The 15,977-nt window shown below is 60.1% G+C and carries 13 protein-coding genes and 4 tRNA genes; 15 read left to right on the forward strand and 2 right to left on the reverse strand.

From position 1 onward, the window contains the following. Positions 1–24 precede the first annotated feature (24 nt). Positions 25–1,764 carry an ABC transporter substrate-binding protein gene (locus V6093_RS00165; RefSeq protein WP_003250232.1) on the forward strand — a complete coding sequence of 580 codons (1,740 nt, stop codon included), beginning with the start codon at positions 25–27 and terminating at the stop codon, positions 1,762–1,764. A 143-nt stretch (positions 1,765–1,907) separates the two neighbouring features. On the opposite strand, the gene folD is transcribed toward V6093_RS00165, so the two are convergent. Next, complete coding sequence (folD, locus tag V6093_RS00170) at positions 1,908–2,762, reverse strand: bifunctional methylenetetrahydrofolate dehydrogenase/methenyltetrahydrofolate cyclohydrolase FolD (RefSeq protein WP_265978294.1); 855 nt, start codon at positions 2,760–2,762, stop codon at positions 1,908–1,910. 269 nt (positions 2,763–3,031) lie between these two features. Here folD and V6093_RS00175 point away from each other — a divergent pair. From V6093_RS00175 to V6093_RS00225, 11 genes are all read left to right on the forward strand, one after another. Continuing rightward, positions 3,032–3,108, forward strand: a tRNA-Arg gene (locus V6093_RS00175). 41 nt (positions 3,109–3,149) lie between these two features. After that, positions 3,150–3,225: transfer RNA gene (locus V6093_RS00180), tRNA-His, on the forward strand. A gap of 52 nt (positions 3,226–3,277) precedes the next feature. Beyond that, positions 3,278–3,362, forward strand: a tRNA-Leu gene (locus V6093_RS00185). Positions 3,363–3,398: 36 nt separating this feature from the next. After that, positions 3,399–3,474 (forward strand) — tRNA-His (locus tag V6093_RS00190). A 188-nt stretch (positions 3,475–3,662) separates the two neighbouring features. Next, positions 3,663–3,962 carry a DUF6388 family protein gene (locus V6093_RS00195; protein WP_003250236.1) on the forward strand — a complete coding sequence of 100 codons (300 nt, stop codon included), beginning with the start codon at positions 3,663–3,665 and terminating at the stop codon, positions 3,960–3,962. Between the two features lie 248 nt (positions 3,963–4,210). Beyond that, positions 4,211–5,524 (forward strand): trigger factor, encoded by a 1,314-nt coding sequence (gene tig, locus V6093_RS00200; protein ID WP_003250238.1) that lies wholly within the window; start codon positions 4,211–4,213, stop codon positions 5,522–5,524. Between the two features lie 91 nt (positions 5,525–5,615). Then, complete coding sequence (clpP, locus tag V6093_RS00205) at positions 5,616–6,257, forward strand: ATP-dependent Clp endopeptidase proteolytic subunit ClpP (protein WP_003250240.1); 642 nt, start codon at positions 5,616–5,618, stop codon at positions 6,255–6,257. Positions 6,258–6,365: 108 nt separating this feature from the next. Further along, positions 6,366–7,649, forward strand: coding sequence for an ATP-dependent Clp protease ATP-binding subunit ClpX (gene clpX, locus V6093_RS00210; protein ID WP_003250242.1), 1,284 nt, complete (start codon positions 6,366–6,368; stop codon positions 7,647–7,649). A gap of 164 nt (positions 7,650–7,813) precedes the next feature. Then, positions 7,814–10,210, forward strand: coding sequence for an endopeptidase La (gene lon, locus V6093_RS00215; protein ID WP_004576798.1), 2,397 nt, complete (start codon positions 7,814–7,816; stop codon positions 10,208–10,210). 152 nt (positions 10,211–10,362) lie between these two features. Then, positions 10,363–10,635, forward strand: a complete 273-nt coding sequence (gene hupB, locus V6093_RS00220; RefSeq protein WP_003250246.1) for a nucleoid-associated protein HU-beta — start codon at positions 10,363–10,365, stop codon at positions 10,633–10,635. A 181-nt stretch (positions 10,636–10,816) separates the two neighbouring features. Continuing rightward, entirely contained in the window at positions 10,817–12,688 is a 1,872-nt protein-coding gene (locus V6093_RS00225; RefSeq protein WP_003250248.1) for a SurA N-terminal domain-containing protein, read from the forward strand. A 116-nt stretch (positions 12,689–12,804) separates the two neighbouring features. On the opposite strand, the gene V6093_RS00230 is transcribed toward V6093_RS00225, so the two are convergent. After that, positions 12,805–13,845 carry a patatin-like phospholipase family protein gene (locus V6093_RS00230; RefSeq protein ID WP_003250250.1) on the reverse strand — a complete coding sequence of 347 codons (1,041 nt, stop codon included), beginning with the start codon at positions 13,843–13,845 and terminating at the stop codon, positions 12,805–12,807. A gap of 177 nt (positions 13,846–14,022) precedes the next feature. Here V6093_RS00230 and V6093_RS00235 point away from each other — a divergent pair, with 177 nt between their 5' ends. The 3 genes from V6093_RS00235 (at position 14,023) to V6093_RS00245 (ending at position 15,970) form a co-directional block, all read left to right on the forward strand. After that, positions 14,023–14,301, forward strand: coding sequence for a lipoprotein (locus tag V6093_RS00235; protein ID WP_003250254.1), 279 nt, complete (start codon positions 14,023–14,025; stop codon positions 14,299–14,301). A 14-nt stretch (positions 14,302–14,315) separates the two neighbouring features. Further along, the gene (locus tag V6093_RS00240; RefSeq protein ID WP_265978297.1) at positions 14,316–15,095 is read left to right on the forward strand and encodes a CHAD domain-containing protein; all 780 of its coding nucleotides are present in this window, start codon (positions 14,316–14,318) and stop codon (positions 15,093–15,095) included. A gap of 77 nt (positions 15,096–15,172) precedes the next feature. After that, entirely contained in the window at positions 15,173–15,970 is a 798-nt protein-coding gene (locus V6093_RS00245) for an acyl-CoA thioesterase II (protein WP_108079122.1), read from the forward strand. Positions 15,971–15,977 lie beyond the last annotated feature (7 nt).

The following is a 15,977-nucleotide window of genomic DNA, read 5'->3' on the forward strand; positions in this document are numbered from 1 at the left end:
GGATAACTGAAACGGGAGATCACAATGTTCGACAATAAACACAACAGGCGACATTTGACCCTGGCCGCGTTGCTGGTACTGGCCAGCGTGCAAGGCACAGCCTGGGCCGACCAGTACGAAGAGGCGGCAAAGAAATGGATCGGCAGCGAGTTCAAGCCTTCGACCCTTACCCCCGAACAGCAGTTGGCCGAATTGCAGTGGTTCATCAAGGCAGCCGAGCCGTTTCGCGGGATGAAGATCAACGTTGTGTCGGAAACCATCACCACCCATGAATACGAATCCAAGGTGCTGGCCAAGGCTTTCAGTGAGATCACCGGCATCCAGTTGACCCACGACCTGCTGCAGGAAGGCGATGTGGTGGAAAAACTGCAGACGCAGATGCAGTCGGACAAGAACATTTATGACGGCTGGGTCAACGACTCCGACCTGATCGGTACGCACTTTCGCTACGGCAAAGTGGAATCGATCACCGACCTGATGGCCAACGAGGGCAAAGCCTACACCTCGCCGACCCTCGACCTGAAGGACTTCATCGGTATTTCCTTCACCACCGCGCCCGATGGCAAGGTCTACCAACTGCCCGACCAGCAGTTCGCCAACCTGTACTGGTTCCGCGCCGACTGGTTCGAACGGCCTGAGTTGAAGGCCAGGTTCAAAGAGAAGTACGGCTATGAACTGGGGGTGCCAGTGAACTGGTCGGCGTACGAGGACATTGCCAAGTTCTTCACCGAAGACGTCAAGGAGATCGACGGCAAGCGTGTCTACGGGCACATGGACTACGGAAAGAAAGACCCGTCACTGGGCTGGCGCTTCACCGATGCCTGGTTCTCGATGGCCGGCGGCGGCGACAAGGGCCTGCCCAATGGTTTGCCGGTCGATGAATGGGGCATTCGCGTGGAGGACTGCCATCCGGTGGGTTCCAGCGTGACCCGCGGCGGCGATACCAATGGGCCGGCCGCCGTCTATGCCACGCAGAAGTACGTGGACTGGATGCGTGCCTACGCCCCCAAGGAAGCGCAGGGCATGACATTCTCCGAAGCCGGCCCTGTGCCGGCGCAAGGCAACATTGCCCAGCAGATATTCTGGTACACCGCGTTCACCGCCGACATGACGAAGCCCGGCTTGCCGGTTGTGAATGCCGACGGCACGCCGAAGTGGCGCATGGCGCCTTCACCGAAGGGGCCATACTGGGAAGAGGGTATGAAACTCGGCTACCAGGACACCGGCTCGTGGACCTTCTTCAAGTCCACCCCCGAGAAGCAACGCTTGGCGGCGTGGCTGTACGCCCAGTTCGTCACCTCAAAGACCGTATCGCTGAAAAAGACCATCGTCGGCCTGACGCCGATTCGTGAGTCGGACATCAACTCCCAGGCCATGACCGAGTTGGCGCCCAAGCTCGGTGGGCTGGTGGAGTTCTATCGCAGCCCGGCGCGGGTGCAGTGGACGCCGACCGGCACCAACGTGCCGGACTACCCGCGGTTGGCGCAATTGTGGTGGAGCCATATCGCCGAAGTCGCCAGTGGCGAAAAGACCCCGCAGGAAGCCCTGGATGGGCTGGCCCGCGACCAGGACCGCATGATGGAGCGCCTGCAACGCTCCAATGCCCAGGCGACGTGTGCGCCCAAGCTGAATCCGGAGAAGGACGCCCAGTACTGGTTCGACCAGCCGGGTGCGCCGAAAGCCAAGCTGGCCAACGAAAAGCCCATGGGCGAGACCGTCAGCTACAACGAACTGCTGAAGTCTTGGGAGGCGGCCAGGAAGTGATCGGCTGAACACCGTGGTGGCTTCCCCCGCCCCCTGGGGGCCGGACAACCGCTTGCAAGAGCAGGCTCGTCCGCGAAGAGGTCATTTGTCACGGGCAAAAAAAACGGCACCTGCAATAGGTGCCGTTTTCGCATCACGCGATATTACTTGTGCAGCTCTTCTGCCGCGTACAGCGTGTTCTCCAGCAGGCACGCCCGGGTCATCGGCCCGACGCCGCCCGGCACCGGTGTGATCCAGCCGGCGCGGGGCAGGGCAGTCTCGTAGACCACGTCGCCGACCAGCTTGCCGTCTTCCTGGCGGTTGATGCCCACGTCGATGACGATGGCACCTTCCTTGACCCACTCACCCTTGACCAGGCCCGGCTTGCCGGCAGCCACGACCACCAGGTCGGCACGCCCGACATGGCCGGCCAGGTCCTTGGTGAAGCGATGGCAGACGGTCACGGTGCAGCCGGCCAGCAGCAGTTCCATGGCCATCGGGCGGCCAACGATGTTGGACGCGCCGACGATCACCGCGTTCATGCCGTACAGGTCCTGGCCGGTGCTTTCCAGCAGGGTCATGATGCCTTTCGGTGTGCACGGGCGCAGCAGTGGAATACGCTGGGCCAGGCGGCCGATGTTGTACGGATGGAAGCCGTCCACATCCTTGTCCGGGCGAATGTGCTCGAGCAGCAACGAGGCGTCCAGGTGTGCCGGCAGCGGCAGTTGCAACAGGATGCCGTCGACGGCCGGGTCGTCATTGAGACGGTCGATCAGCTCGGTCAGGGCTTGTTGCGTGGTCTCGCTGGGCAGGTCGAAAGCCTGCGAAATGAAGCCGACCTCTTCGCAGTCCTTGCGCTTGTGCGAGACATAGACTTGGGAGGCGGGGTCGGTGCCGACCAGGATCACTGCCAGGCCCGGCGTACGCAGGCCTTGCTGGCGACGCTCCACGACACGTTGAGCGATCTGCTGGCGCAGGCTGGCGGCGATAGCCTTGCCATCGATTAGGTGTGCAGTCATAGACGCGTGATTAACCATCGAGAAGGAACAATAAAGAACGTGCATTCTCGCACGACATGGGCCAAGGGCAAAGGCGGGTGGTCGGGCAAATCCCCTAACCCCTTAAATAATTTAAATTTTTTCGAAAAAGGTGTTGACGACTTTCGGGGTCGACTATAAGATTCGCCGCACTTGTCGGGCACAGCCTAGCACTGGTTGGCTAAGTCGGGCAGAATGAGTGGTTTAACAGTTCCTTGTTAGCGTCTCGTTCGGTTAGGCTTCAAGCTTAAGCGCCCGTAGCTCAGCTGGATAGAGCATCCGCCTTCTAAGCGGATGGTCGCAGGTTCGAGTCCTGCCGGGTGCGCCATTAGGCAGCTTTGGCAAGCAAGTAGGTTGTAATGCAATATGGTGGGCGTAGCTCAGTTGGTAGAGCGCTGGATTGTGATTCCAGTTGTCGTGGGTTCGATTCCCATCGTCCACCCCATATTTTTCAAGGGCGCCTCGATAGCATCTGGCGCCTTTGTTTTAAGCGTTACGCGGACGTGGTGAAATTGGTAGACACACTGGATTTAGGTTCCAGCGGCGCAAGCTGTAAGAGTTCGAGTCTCTTCGTCCGCACCATGCTTCTGTAAGGTTGTACCGCAAGACCGCAATATGGTGGGCGTAGCTCAGTTGGTAGAGCGCTGGATTGTGATTCCAGTTGTCGTGGGTTCGATTCCCATCGTCCACCCCATATTCCTGAAAGGCGCCTTGATCGTGAGATCGGGCGCCTTTTTGTTTTGGGTCTGCGTAGCGGTGATGAGCCGCGCCTCAGCCAAAACACCTCCTGCCCCTTGTAATCCTCTGGTGGCACCCCAATAAAAGCTGTTAGATTTCAGCCGGTTGAAACACCGGCCTGTTCGGCCGGCAAAGGACATCACGATGATTGCAAAAGAAGCCCGTCAGGCCCTGGCGCTGCAGCGCTTTGCCGAAGCCAATCCGCAGTTGCTCGAGGAGATCCGCGAGCTGGATGCGCGTGAGCAGGCCCAGCAGATCGAGTGGGCGTTCGAGGATGCCGCCGAGGAGCAGGGTATTGAGCCCTGGGAGCTGGCGCTGCAATTGATTGCTGAATCCCCGGAGCAGTTGCAGGCCATGCGCCTGGAAACGCACCGTGAAGTGGCCGAGGCGCTGGGGCTGGAATGGGAGGAATACTGCCAGTTCAACGACATTGATCCTCAATAAAGGAGGCGAATGCGTTGCGGGTAGTTGTTTGACAAAGTATTTCGGCTGCAGGCCGCCCTCCGGCGCCGTGCAGCCCTGTTGGAAGCAGGCCTGGCGCTGTGCCGTGCGGGCCTTGAAAGTTAATCGACCGGCGTTGTTTTCAGTCGTCCCGTGTGGGGTGACTTCTGCTGCGTGACTCACTAGAATGTTTGCCCTTGATTCTGGAGTCGGGCTAACGCCGGCTAACGTCTGTGCAACGAGGAATATCCATGCAAGTTTCTGTTGAAAACACTTCCGCTCTCGAGCGCCGCATGACCATCGCCGTTCCGGCCGAGCGCGTCGAGAACGAAGTCAACAAGCGTCTGCAGCAGACTGCCAAGCGCGCCAAGATTGCGGGCTTCCGTCCTGGTAAAGTACCGATGACCGTGATCCGTCAGCGTTTCGAGGCGGACGCCCGTCAAGAGGCTTTCGGTGACCTGGTCCAGGCCTCCTTCTACGAAGCCATCGTCGAGCAGAAGCTGAACCCGGCTGGCGCCCCGGCTGTAGAGCCCAAGTCCTTCGAAAAGGGCAAGGATCTGGAATTCGTCGCCATCTTCGAAGTGTTCCCTGAGTTCACTGTTGCGGGCCTCGAGTCGATCAAGGTCGAGCGCCTGAGCGCCGAAGTGGCTGACAGTGACCTGGACAACATGCTGGAAGTGCTGCGCAAGCAGAACACCCGCTTCGAGGCCGTCGAGCGCGCTGCGCAGAACGACGACCAGGTCAACATCGACTTCGTCGGCAAGGTCGACGGTGAAGCGTTTGCCGGTGGTTCGGCCAAGGGCACCCTGCTGGTGCTGGGCTCCGGCCGCATGATCCCAGGCTTCGAAGAAGGTCTGGTAGGCGCCAAGGCTGGCGAAGAGCGCGTTGTCAACGTGACCTTCCCAGAGGACTACCAGAACCTGGACCTGGCTGGCAAAGCCGCCGAGTTCACCATCACCGTCAACAGCGTTTCGGCACCTGTACTGCCAGAACTGAACGAAGCGTTCTTCGCCCAGTTCGGCATCAAGGAATCGACGCTGGAAGGCTTCCGTGCCGAAGTTCGCAAGAACATGGAGCGTGAGCTGCGTCAGGCGATCAAGACCAAGGTCAAGAACCAGGTCATGGACGGTCTGCTGGCCGCCAACCCGATCGAAGTGCCAAAGGCCCTGCTGGAAAACGAAGTCAACCGTCTGCGCGTGCAGGCTGTTCAGCAGTTTGGTGGCAACATCAAGCCTGAGCAGCTGCCAGTCGAACTGTTCGAAGAACAAGCCAAGCGCCGCGTCGTGCTGGGCCTGATCGTGGCCGAAGTGGTCAAGCAGTTCGAGCTGAAGCCGGACGACGCCAAGGTTCGCGAGATGATCGAAGAAATGGCTTCGGCTTACCAAGAGCCTGAGCAGGTCATCGCTTGGTACTACAAGAACGACCAGCAACTGAACGAAGTGCGTTCGGTTGTGCTGGAAGAACAAGTTGTAGATACTGTTCTGCAGAAAGCGACTGTGACCGACAAGTCGGTCTCGTACGAAGAAGCCGTTAAACCAGCCGAGGCTCCTGCCGCTGCTGAGTAACGGTCTTCTCTCGTAGGAAACCTCCACAAGCCAGCCTTCGAGCTGGCTTGTGCGTATTCAAGCCATGACTATTTGGGAGTGAGCGCAGGACATGTCCCGCAATTCTTATATTCAGCAGAGCTCTGACATCCAGGCCGCAGGCGGCCTGGTCCCGATGGTTATCGAGCAGTCCGCCCGTGGCGAACGCGCTTACGACATCTACTCGCGCCTGTTGAAGGAGCGTGTGATCTTCCTGGTTGGCCCGGTAGAGGACTACATGGCCAACCTCGTCGTTGCGCAACTGCTGTTCCTTGAGGCGGAAAACCCGGACAAGGATATCCATCTGTACATCAACTCGCCGGGCGGTTCCGTCACCGCCGGCATGTCGATCTACGACACCATGCAGTTCATCAAGCCGGACGTTTCGACCATCTGCATCGGCCAGGCCTGCAGCATGGGCGCCTTCCTGCTGGCGGCAGGTGCCAAGGGCAAGCGTCATTGCCTGCCTAACTCGCGCGTGATGATCCACCAGCCGCTGGGCGGCTTCCAGGGTCAGGCCACCGATATCGAGATCCACGCCCAGGAAATCCTCAATATCAAGGCCCGTCTGAACGAGCTGCTGGCCTATCACACCGGCCAGGAACTCGAGACCATCAAGCGTGACACCGAGCGTGACAACTTCATGAGCGCCTCGCGCGCAGCCGAGTACGGCCTGATCGACTCGGTCTACGACAAGCGGCAACTGGCCTCCTGAACCGGGGGGTCAGAGCAGGTGGGCGTCGAAAGCGCCTACCTGCGGACTTGAAAAAGCCCGCAATTGCCTTCATCTTGTGTTGCAAGCCTACCGGATTGGATCGATCGAATGACTGACACCCGTAACGGCGAGGACAGCGGCAAATTGCTTTATTGCTCCTTCTGCGGCAAAAGCCAGCACGAAGTGCGCAAACTGATTGCCGGGCCCTCGGTATTTATCTGCGACGAGTGCGTCGACCTGTGCAACGACATCATCCGTGAGGAGGTGCAGGAAGCCCAGGCCGAGAGCAGCGCGCACAAATTGCCTTCGCCGAAAGAAATCAGCGGCATCCTGGACCAGTACGTGATTGGTCAGGAGCGCGCGAAGAAGGTGCTGGCCGTAGCGGTGTACAACCACTACAAGCGCCTGAACCAGCGTGACAAGAAGGGTGACGAAGTCGAACTGGGCAAGAGCAACATCCTGCTCATCGGGCCAACTGGCTCGGGCAAGACCCTGCTCGCCGAAACCCTGGCACGCCTGTTGAACGTACCGTTTACCATTGCTGACGCCACCACCCTGACCGAGGCCGGTTATGTGGGTGAGGACGTCGAGAACATCATCCAGAAGCTGTTGCAGAAGTGCGACTACGACGTGGAAAAGGCCCAGATGGGCATTGTCTACATCGACGAAATCGACAAGATTTCGCGCAAGTCGGACAACCCGTCCATTACCCGTGATGTCTCGGGCGAGGGCGTGCAGCAGGCACTGCTGAAACTGATCGAGGGCACCGTGGCCTCGGTTCCGCCGCAGGGCGGCCGCAAGCACCCGCAACAGGAATTCCTGCAGGTTGATACCCGCAACATCCTGTTCATCTGTGGTGGTGCGTTCTCGGGCCTGGAAAAGGTCATCCAGAACCGCTCCACCAAAGGTGGCATCGGTTTTGGTGCCGAAGTGCGCAGCAAGGAAGAGGGCAAGAAGGTTGGTGAGTCCCTGCGTGAGGTCGAGCCGGACGATCTGGTCAAGTTTGGCCTGATTCCGGAGTTCGTCGGCCGTCTGCCGGTACTGGCTACCCTTGACGAGCTGGATGAGGCTGCGTTGATGCAGATCCTCACCGAGCCGAAGAATGCCCTGACCAAGCAGTATGCCAAGCTGTTCGAGATGGAAAGCGTCGACCTCGAGTTCCGCAGCGATGCGCTCAAGGCCGTTGCGCGCAAGGCCCTGGAGCGCAAGACTGGCGCTCGTGGCCTGCGTTCGATCCTCGAAGGCGTGCTGCTCGATACCATGTATGAGATTCCTTCGAAAAAGGATGTCAGCAAGGTGGTTATCGACGAGAGCGTCATTGAGGGTACCTCGCAGCCGCTGATGATTTACGAAAACAGCGAACCGCAAGCCAAAGCCGCACCAGACGCCTGATTCAGGCAATGGCCGGTTCTCGGTTGCAAGCAAGAAGGGGGCCTACGGGCCCCTTTCTGCTTTTCCTGTGCAAGCGCTTGTAATTTCCCAAGCCTGCCCCCACATTAGGTCCAAGCATCATTTCCACCGGTTTCCGGCCATAAGGCCGCTGTAGAGGCGAAATCATGAAGACCACCCTCGACTTGCCTCTTTTGCCATTGCGCGATGTCGTTGTTTACCCGCACATGGTTATCCCGCTGTTCGTGGGGCGCGAAAAGTCCATCGAAGCCCTCGAGGCGGCGATGACGGGCGAAAAGCAGATCCTTCTGCTGGCCCAGAAGAATCCAGCCGACGACGATCCGGGTGAGGACGCCCTGTACCGCGTCGGTACCGTTGCCACCGTGCTGCAACTGCTGAAGCTGCCTGATGGCACCGTCAAGGTGCTGGTCGAAGGCGAACAGCGCGGTGCGGTCGAGCGCTTCTCCGAAGTTGAAGGGCACATCCGTGCCGAAGTCTCCCTGATCGACGAAACCGACACTGCCGAGCGCGAGTCGGAAGTGTTCGTGCGCACGCTGCTGTCGCAGTTCGAACAATACGTTCAGCTGGGCAAGAAGGTGCCTGCCGAAGTGCTGTCTTCGCTGAACAGCATCGACGAGCCAGGGCGCCTGGTCGACACCATGGCCGCGCACATGGCCCTGAAGATCGAGCAGAAGCAGGAAATTCTTGAAATCGTCGACTTGACTACCCGTGTCGAGCACGTGCTGGCACTGCTGGATGCCGAAATCGACCTCCTGCAGGTCGAAAAGCGCATTCGCGGCCGGGTCAAGAAGCAGATGGAGCGCAGCCAGCGCGAGTACTACCTGAATGAGCAGATGAAGGCCATTCAGAAAGAACTTGGCGATGGTGACGAAGGCCACAATGAAGTCGAAGAGCTGAAAAAGCGCATCGAAGCCGCAGGTCTGCCTAAGGATGCCTTGACCAAGGCTCAGGCGGAGCTGAACAAGCTCAAGCAAATGTCTCCGATGTCGGCCGAAGCTACCGTGGTGCGCTCGTACCTCGACTGGTTGGTGCAGGTGCCGTGGAAGGCTCAGAGCAAGGTGCGTCTGGACCTGACCAAGGCCGAGGAAATCCTCGATGCCGACCACTATGGCCTGGAAGAGGTCAAGGAACGCATCCTCGAATACCTTGCCGTGCAGAAGCGCGTCAAGAAGATCCGCGGTCCGGTGCTGTGCCTGGTCGGGCCACCCGGTGTCGGCAAGACCTCGCTGGCCGAGTCGATCGCTGCCGCCACCAACCGCAAGTTCGTGCGCATGGCCCTGGGTGGCGTGCGTGACGAGGCCGAGATCCGTGGCCACCGCCGTACCTACATCGGCTCCATGCCGGGTCGCCTGATCCAGAAAATGACCAAGGTGGGTGTGCGCAACCCGTTGTTCCTGCTCGACGAGATCGACAAGATGGGCAGCGACATGCGCGGTGACCCCGCTTCGGCACTGCTGGAAGTGCTCGACCCTGAACAGAACCACAACTTCAACGACCACTACCTGGAGGTCGACTACGACCTCTCGGACGTGATGTTCCTGTGCACCTCGAACTCGATGAACATCCCGCCGGCGCTGCTGGACCGGATGGAAGTCATCCGCCTGCCTGGCTACACCGAGGACGAAAAGATCAACATCGCGGTCAAGTACCTGGTGCCCAAGCAGGTCAAGGCCAACGGCTTGAAGAAGGAAGAGCTGGAAGTCGACATCTCGGCGATTCGCGACATCATCCGCTACTACACCCGTGAAGCCGGTGTGCGGGGCCTGGAGCGGCAAATTGCCAAGGTCTGCCGCAAGGTGGTCAAGGAACATACCGGGCAGAAGCAGGTCAAGGTCAAGGTGGCCAGCGAGCAGCTGGAGCACCTGCTGGGCGTGCGCAAGTTCCGCTATGGCCTGGCCGAGCAGCAGGATCAGATCGGCCAGGTAACCGGCCTGGCCTGGACCCAGGTGGGCGGCGAGTTGCTGACCATCGAGGCCGTGGTCATCCCCGGCAAGGGCCAGTTGATCAAGACCGGCTCGCTGGGCGATGTCATGGTCGAGTCGATTACCGCCGCGCAGACCGTGGTACGCAGCCGCGCCCGCAGCCTGGGGATTGCCGCCGACTTCCACGAGAAGCATGACGTGCACATTCACATGCCTGAGGGCGCCACGCCGAAAGACGGCCCAAGTGCCGGTATCGGAATGTGCACCGCACTGGTGTCGGCGCTGACGCAGATTCCGGTACGTGCCGACGTGGCCATGACCGGCGAAATCACCTTGCGTGGCCAGGTATTGGCCATTGGCGGGCTGAAGGAAAAACTGCTGGCGGCACACCGTGGCGGGATCAAGACGGTGATCATTCCCGAGGAGAATGTTCGCGATCTCAAGGAGATTCCTGAAAATATCAAACAGGATCTTCAGATCAAACCGGTCAAATGGATTGACGAAGTCCTGCAAATTGCGCTGCAATACGCCCCGGAGCCCTTGCCAGATGTGGCTCCGGAGATTGTCGCGAAAGACGAGAAGCGCGACGGCGATGCTAAGGAAAGAATCAGCACGCATTAGTAGTTTTTGGCTGGGGGGCTTTCCTTGACAGTATTTTCGGCGCCTTGCTATAAAGCGGCACGTTATTGTCGCCATGCCTCCCAGCACACGTTTCATAAGCTTTTCATTACATACTTAGAAACAAACTCAATAGAGAAATAAGGGGACTTAGAGTGAACAAGTCGGAACTGATTGACGCTATCGCCGCATCTGCAGACATCCCGAAAGCTGTAGCCGGCCGTGCGCTGGACGCAGTCATCGAATCCGTCACCGGCGCCCTGAAGCAAGGTGACGATGTGGTACTGGTTGGCTTTGGTACCTTCTCGGTCAAGGAGCGCGCCGAGCGTACCGGCCGCAACCCGCAAACCGGCAAGGCAATCAAGATCGAAGCCGCCAAGGTTCCAGGTTTCAAGGCAGGCAAAGGCCTGAAAGACGCCGTCAACTAAGTCGTCTTTCAGCCGGACCCGGCCTGGCCTGGTCCGAGCACGGTGATGGCGGGGCGCAAACGTTCCCGCCTGACACGTTTGCTAAGAAAAGGCGCATCCTCGGATGCGCCTTTCTTTTATCAGGATTCTACCCACGCTCCGCGGTTGTCGACGCAGTGGTACAGCCGTTTCTGGGGGACGCATGCTGCAAAATATCAGGGACAATTCACAAGGTTGGATTGCCAAGACCATCATCGGCCTTATCGTCGTGTTGATGGCATTGACCGGTTTCGAAGCCATTTTCCAGGCCGCCACTCATAGCCAGGACGCCGCCAAGGTGAACGGCCAGACCATCAGCCAGAACGAGCTGAGCCAGGCGGCCGACATGCAGCGCCGTCAACTGATGCAACAGTTGGGCAAGGATTTCGACCCGGCGCTGTTGGATGACAAGTTGCTGCGAGAGGAGGCACTCAAGGGGCTGATCAGCCGCAAGCTGCTGCTGCAAGGTGCTGAGGATGCCAAGTTCGCATTCTCCGAGGCCGCGCTGGATCAGGTGATCTTGCAGACCCCTGAGTTCCAGGTGGACGGCAAGTTCAGCGCTGACCGTTTCGACCAGGTGATCCGCCAGATGGGCTACGGTCGCATGCAGTTCCGCGAGATGCTCGGCGAGGAAATGCTCATCGGCCAACTGCGCACCGGCCTGGCCGGCAGCAGCTTCGTCACCGATCAACAGGTCGATGCCTTTGCTCGCCTGGAGAAGCAGACCCGCGACTTCGCCTCCCTGACGTTCAAGGCCGACCCGGCCGCAGTCAAGGTCAGCGACGAAGAGGTCAAGGCGCACTACGACCAGCACGCCAAGGAGTTCATGTCGCCTGACCAGGTCGTGATCGACTACATCGAGCTGAAGAAGTCGGCGTTCTTCGATCAGGTCAAAGTGACCGACGAAGAGCTCAAGGCCCAGTACGAGAAGGAAATCGCCAACCTGGCCGAGCAGCGTCATGCCGCGCACATCCTCATCGAGGTCAACGACAAGGTCACCGACGCCCAGGCCAAGGCCCGCGCCGAAGAGATCGAGCAGCGTCTGGCCAAGGGTGAGGACTTTGCCGCTTTGGCCAAAGAGTTCTCTCAGGACCCAGGCTCCGCCACCAGCGGTGGTGACCTCGGCTTTGCCGGCCCGGGCGTATACGACCCGGCCTTCGAAGAGGCGCTGTACCAGCTGCAGAATGGCCAGGTATCTGCTCCGGTGCGCACCGAGTTTGGCTACCATCTGATCAAGCTGCTGGGCGTCCAGGCACCAGAAGTACCGAGCTTTGCCAGCCTGAAGGACAAACTGACCCGCGATCTGAAGATGCCGCTGGTCGAGCAGCGTTATGTCGACGCCAGCAAGCAACTGCAGGATGCTGCCTACGAGGCTTCCGACCTGGCCCAGCCGGCCCAGGACCTGAACCTCAAGGTGCACACCTCCGCGGCCTTCGGCCGTGAGGGCGGTGAAGGCATTACCGCCAACCGTGCGGTGGTGCAGGCGGCGTTCTCTGAAGAAGTGCTGGATGAGGGTGCCAATAGCACCGCCATCGAGCTCGACCCTGAGACCACCGTGGTGCTGCGCGTCAAGGAACACCGCAAACCAGAGCAACTGCCGCTGGACGCTGTGGCCAAGAACATCAGGGAGCACCTGGCCAAAGAGAAGGCGACTGCCGAACTCAAGGCCAAGGCGGACAAGCTGATTGCCGGCCTGCGTGACGGTTCCATCGCAGCAGGCAGCGTTCACGAAGGCCAAGGCTGGAAAGCCTATGAGGCAGTCACCCGTGGTGAGGACGGTATTGACCCGGCCGAACTGCAGGCACTGTTCCGTCTGGGCAAGCCGCAAGCCAAGGACAAGCCTGTTTATGGCAGTGTGGTGCTGCGTGACGGAAGCCTGGTGGTGTTGCAGCTCAAGGGTGTGAACGACGGCGCTACCGCCACCGACGAAGAGAAGCAGCAGATTCGCCGCTACCTCGCGTCCCGTGCTGGCCAGCAGGACTTTGCGGCTTACCGCAAGCAGCTGGAAGCCAATGCAGACATCACCCGTTACTAAGGTGTTCGTTGCATGAAGAAACAGGCCGCCTCGTGCGGCCTGTTTCGTTTTCGCCAGCCGCGAGCACGGTCATTGTCGAGCACCACACCGCCTTCAGGTGCGGCGCCAACCAGGTGCTACCGCTTCACCCCTTCATAACTGTCCAGCGTATCGCGTGCAATCTCTCGCCCCAGGGCGATGAGCTCCGGCGCTTTGTAGAACTCGAAAAACCGGCACACCCGCTTGGGCACGTTGATCAGCACATCCGGTGGATAGCCGGCAATCTTGTACTGTGCCAACGAAGTCTGCATGACCTCGAAGCTCTGGTTGATCAAATCCAGCAGCGAGGCTGGCCCCACGTTGTCGATGATGAAAGAGCCGGTGGCCGACTTCGGCGCGCCCTCGCGCTCCGGGGCCGCTGCCGGTTGCTGGTTTTCCGGGTCGGCGCTGTCGGCAAGCCACGGGCTTGGCGGTGCCAACCCCTCGGCGACGATTTCCTTTTCGATGCGGATCAGCTCTTCCGCCGGTTTGCGCCGAAATGGCAAGCGTGAACCCAGCGAGCTCAACAAGGCGTCAAAGCGCATCTTGAATGCCGCCGGGCGCTCGATCACCGGCAACTGGTACTGCTTCTGGTTGGTGGCGTTGAGGTTGACCGCGATGATCAGGTCGCAATGGCTGGACACCACTGGCACGATTGGCAGCGGGTTGAGGATGCCACCGTCGACAAGCATGCGGTTGCCTTGCATCACTGGCGTGAACAGGCTGGGAATGGCCGCTGAGGCGCGCATGGCCTGATGCAGGCAACCCTCCTGGAACCAGATTTCCTGCTGGTTGGTAAGGTCGGCGGCCACTGCGGTGTAGGGTATGCGCAGTTGCTCGATGTTTATCTCGCCGACGATCTTGCGGATCTGCCCGAACACCTTGTCGCCGCGAATCGCACCGAGGCGAAAGCTGACGTCGACCAGGCGCAGCACATCCAGGTAGTCGAGGCTTTCGATCCAGTTGCGATACTCGTCCAGCTTGCCGGCGGCATAGATACCGCCAATCACCGCGCCCATGGAACACCCTGCGACGCAGGCTATGTCGTAGCCGCGGCGCTCGATTTCTTCGATCACGCCGATGTGTGCATACCCTCGGGCGCCGCCCGATCCCAGTACCAGTGCCACACGTTTACTCATGAACATTCCCCGGCCAGTGCCATCATGGTCCTACAATGCACCCATCGCTGCCTGTGCTTCAATGTAGATCGTGCTGAGCTACTGTAATAAAACTGGCCAGGCAAAGCCGGCTGGGCATGGCACTTTCCAGCTGTCGGAGCGTCGAACAGCCACCGTTTTTCCATAGAGGTATTACTGATGAAAGCCTGGATCTGCCTTCCACTGATTGCCTTGGCCCTAGCTGGCTGCGCGGGCAAGACGGCCTACCGTGACAGCTGCGCGACCCAGCTGGATGCCGCCTGGAAGGAGCTGGACCTGGCCAAGGCCGAAGGCTTTGCCGGTGCTGTAAGTTATTCCAAGGCCTTGTCACTGCTGACCGGGGCCAAGACCCAGCAGCAGTTCGAAGGCTACGAAAGCTGTACCCGCAAAGCCGAAAAGGCGCGGTTCTACATTCGTGAATCTCGCGCCGGGCGCTGAACAGGGAGCATCGTATGTCTGCCATGCTCGACCATGTCGTTGCCCAGATACTGACCTTGCAGGTGCGCTTGCTGGCCTGTCGTGAACGCCTGGCTGCCAATACCGACAGCGAGGCCTTGCACGACTTGCGTATCACCTTGCGGCGCCTGCGCAGTCTGCTGAGGCCGCTGCGTGGGCTGCCGGGTGTGGAGCAACTGGAGGATGCGGCACGTTCGCTGGGTACCCTTACCACGCCGCTGCGTGATCGCGAGGTGCTGGCGGCTGAGCTGATCGGGCGCGGTCATGCGGCAGCCGGGCAGCGGCGTCTGGAGGGGCGTGACAGGACCTTCGCCAGTGTCGCTGCCAGCCCACAGCTGGCCAGGGTATTGGCGATTCTCGACGCCTTTCCATTGTTCCTGCGGGCGGCGGACCGGGAGGGGCTGGTCAAGTCGCTGGGCAAGCGTATCGACAAGCGCCTGGTCAAGCAGTGGCGCAAGTTGCACAAAGCGTTGCAGGCCCCGGCTCACGATCGCCACCGCCTGCGTTTGCTGATCAAGCGTGCGCGCTATGGCGATGAGGCCTACCCACAACTCGATCACGCAGGGAAGAAACTGCAACGTCTGTTGAAAAAGGCACAGGGCAACCTGGGGGATTGGCACGACCGCCTGCAATGGCTGCTGCAAGCCCGCGATCATGCCGACCTGCTCCCCTGCAAGGCTGGTTGGGAGCAGGAGTTGCATGAGGCGGAGCGCCAGTCAGATGTGACGCTGGATGCCCTGCAAGAGGCGCTGGCGCGGCGTTATCACGGAAAATGACCGATATGCGGGCTGATTGCCTGGCGTTTGCTGGCTAGGATGAGCGGACCTTTTTCTTTGCAGGCAGGAGCCGGCCAATGAATTTCAACCAACTCCTCGACGCCGTACGGGCCAACCCGGATTCCGTCAGCATTCCGCCCAGCTGGGCCCAGGGGCGCGCTGCCTTTGGTGGCCTGATGGCGGCCATGGTGTATGAAACCATGCGCCTTAGGCTCTGCGACAGCCGCCCGGTACGCTCATTGGCCATCAGCTTCGTGGCGCCAGCGGCTGCGGATGTGCCCATCCGCTTCGAGGTGGAGGTTTTGCGCGAAGGCAAGGCGGTTAGCACGCTGTTGGGCCGCGCGGTTCAGGATGGCCAGGTGGTGACTTTGGTGCAGGGCAATTTCGGTGCGGGCCGCCCTTCGGTGGTCGAAGTGCCGGCGTTACCGGCCATTGAAATGCCTGCGCTCGAAGAGGCGGCCCCGGAGTTGCCCTATATCAAAGGCGTTACCCCGGAGTTCATGCGCCATGTGGCCCTGCGCTGGGCAGTAGGCGGGCTGCCGTTCACTGGCAATCAGTCGCGCAAGATGGGCGGCTGGGTGCGTTTGCGGGATGTGGCTGACGAGCCGGTGAACGAGGCGCACTTGCTGGCGTTGGTGGATGCGTGGCCGCCCAGCCTTATGCCGTTTCTCAAGCAGCCCGCTGCGGGCAGTACGCTGACCTGGACCATCGAGTTCATCCAGCCAACGGCGAAGCTTTCGACCCAGGAATGGTGCCGGTACTGCGTGGAGACCGAGCATGCGCGGGATGGCTATGGTCATGCTGCCGCAGCGTTGTGGACGGCGCAGGGCGAGTTGTTGGCCTTGAGCCGGCAGACCGTCACCGTTTTCGCCTGATCCTTAC

This window comes from Pseudomonas putida group bacterium ESBL64, assembly GCF_045277175.1.
Lineage (GTDB): Bacteria > Pseudomonadota > Gammaproteobacteria > Pseudomonadales > Pseudomonadaceae > Aquipseudomonas > Aquipseudomonas alloputida.

Coding starts and splice junctions, on each gene's coding strand:
- V6093_RS00165 (WP_003250232.1), top strand. CDS start 25: ATGTTCGACAATAAACACAACAGGCGACATTTGACCCTGGCCGCGTTG.
- folD (WP_265978294.1), bottom strand. CDS start 2,762: ATGACTGCACACCTAATCGATGGCAAGGCTATCGCCGCCAGCCTGCGC.
- V6093_RS00195 (WP_003250236.1), top strand. CDS start 3,663: ATGATTGCAAAAGAAGCCCGTCAGGCCCTGGCGCTGCAGCGCTTTGCC.
- tig (WP_003250238.1), top strand. CDS start 4,211: ATGCAAGTTTCTGTTGAAAACACTTCCGCTCTCGAGCGCCGCATGACC.
- clpP (WP_003250240.1), top strand. CDS start 5,616: ATGTCCCGCAATTCTTATATTCAGCAGAGCTCTGACATCCAGGCCGCA.
- clpX (WP_003250242.1), top strand. CDS start 6,366: ATGACTGACACCCGTAACGGCGAGGACAGCGGCAAATTGCTTTATTGC.
- lon (WP_004576798.1), top strand. CDS start 7,814: ATGAAGACCACCCTCGACTTGCCTCTTTTGCCATTGCGCGATGTCGTT.
- V6093_RS00225 (WP_003250248.1), top strand. CDS start 10,817: ATGCTGCAAAATATCAGGGACAATTCACAAGGTTGGATTGCCAAGACC.
- V6093_RS00230 (WP_003250250.1), bottom strand. CDS start 13,845: ATGAGTAAACGTGTGGCACTGGTACTGGGATCGGGCGGCGCCCGAGGG.
- V6093_RS00235 (WP_003250254.1), top strand. CDS start 14,023: ATGAAAGCCTGGATCTGCCTTCCACTGATTGCCTTGGCCCTAGCTGGC.
- V6093_RS00240 (WP_265978297.1), top strand. CDS start 14,316: ATGTCTGCCATGCTCGACCATGTCGTTGCCCAGATACTGACCTTGCAG.
- V6093_RS00245 (WP_108079122.1), top strand. CDS start 15,173: ATGAATTTCAACCAACTCCTCGACGCCGTACGGGCCAACCCGGATTCC.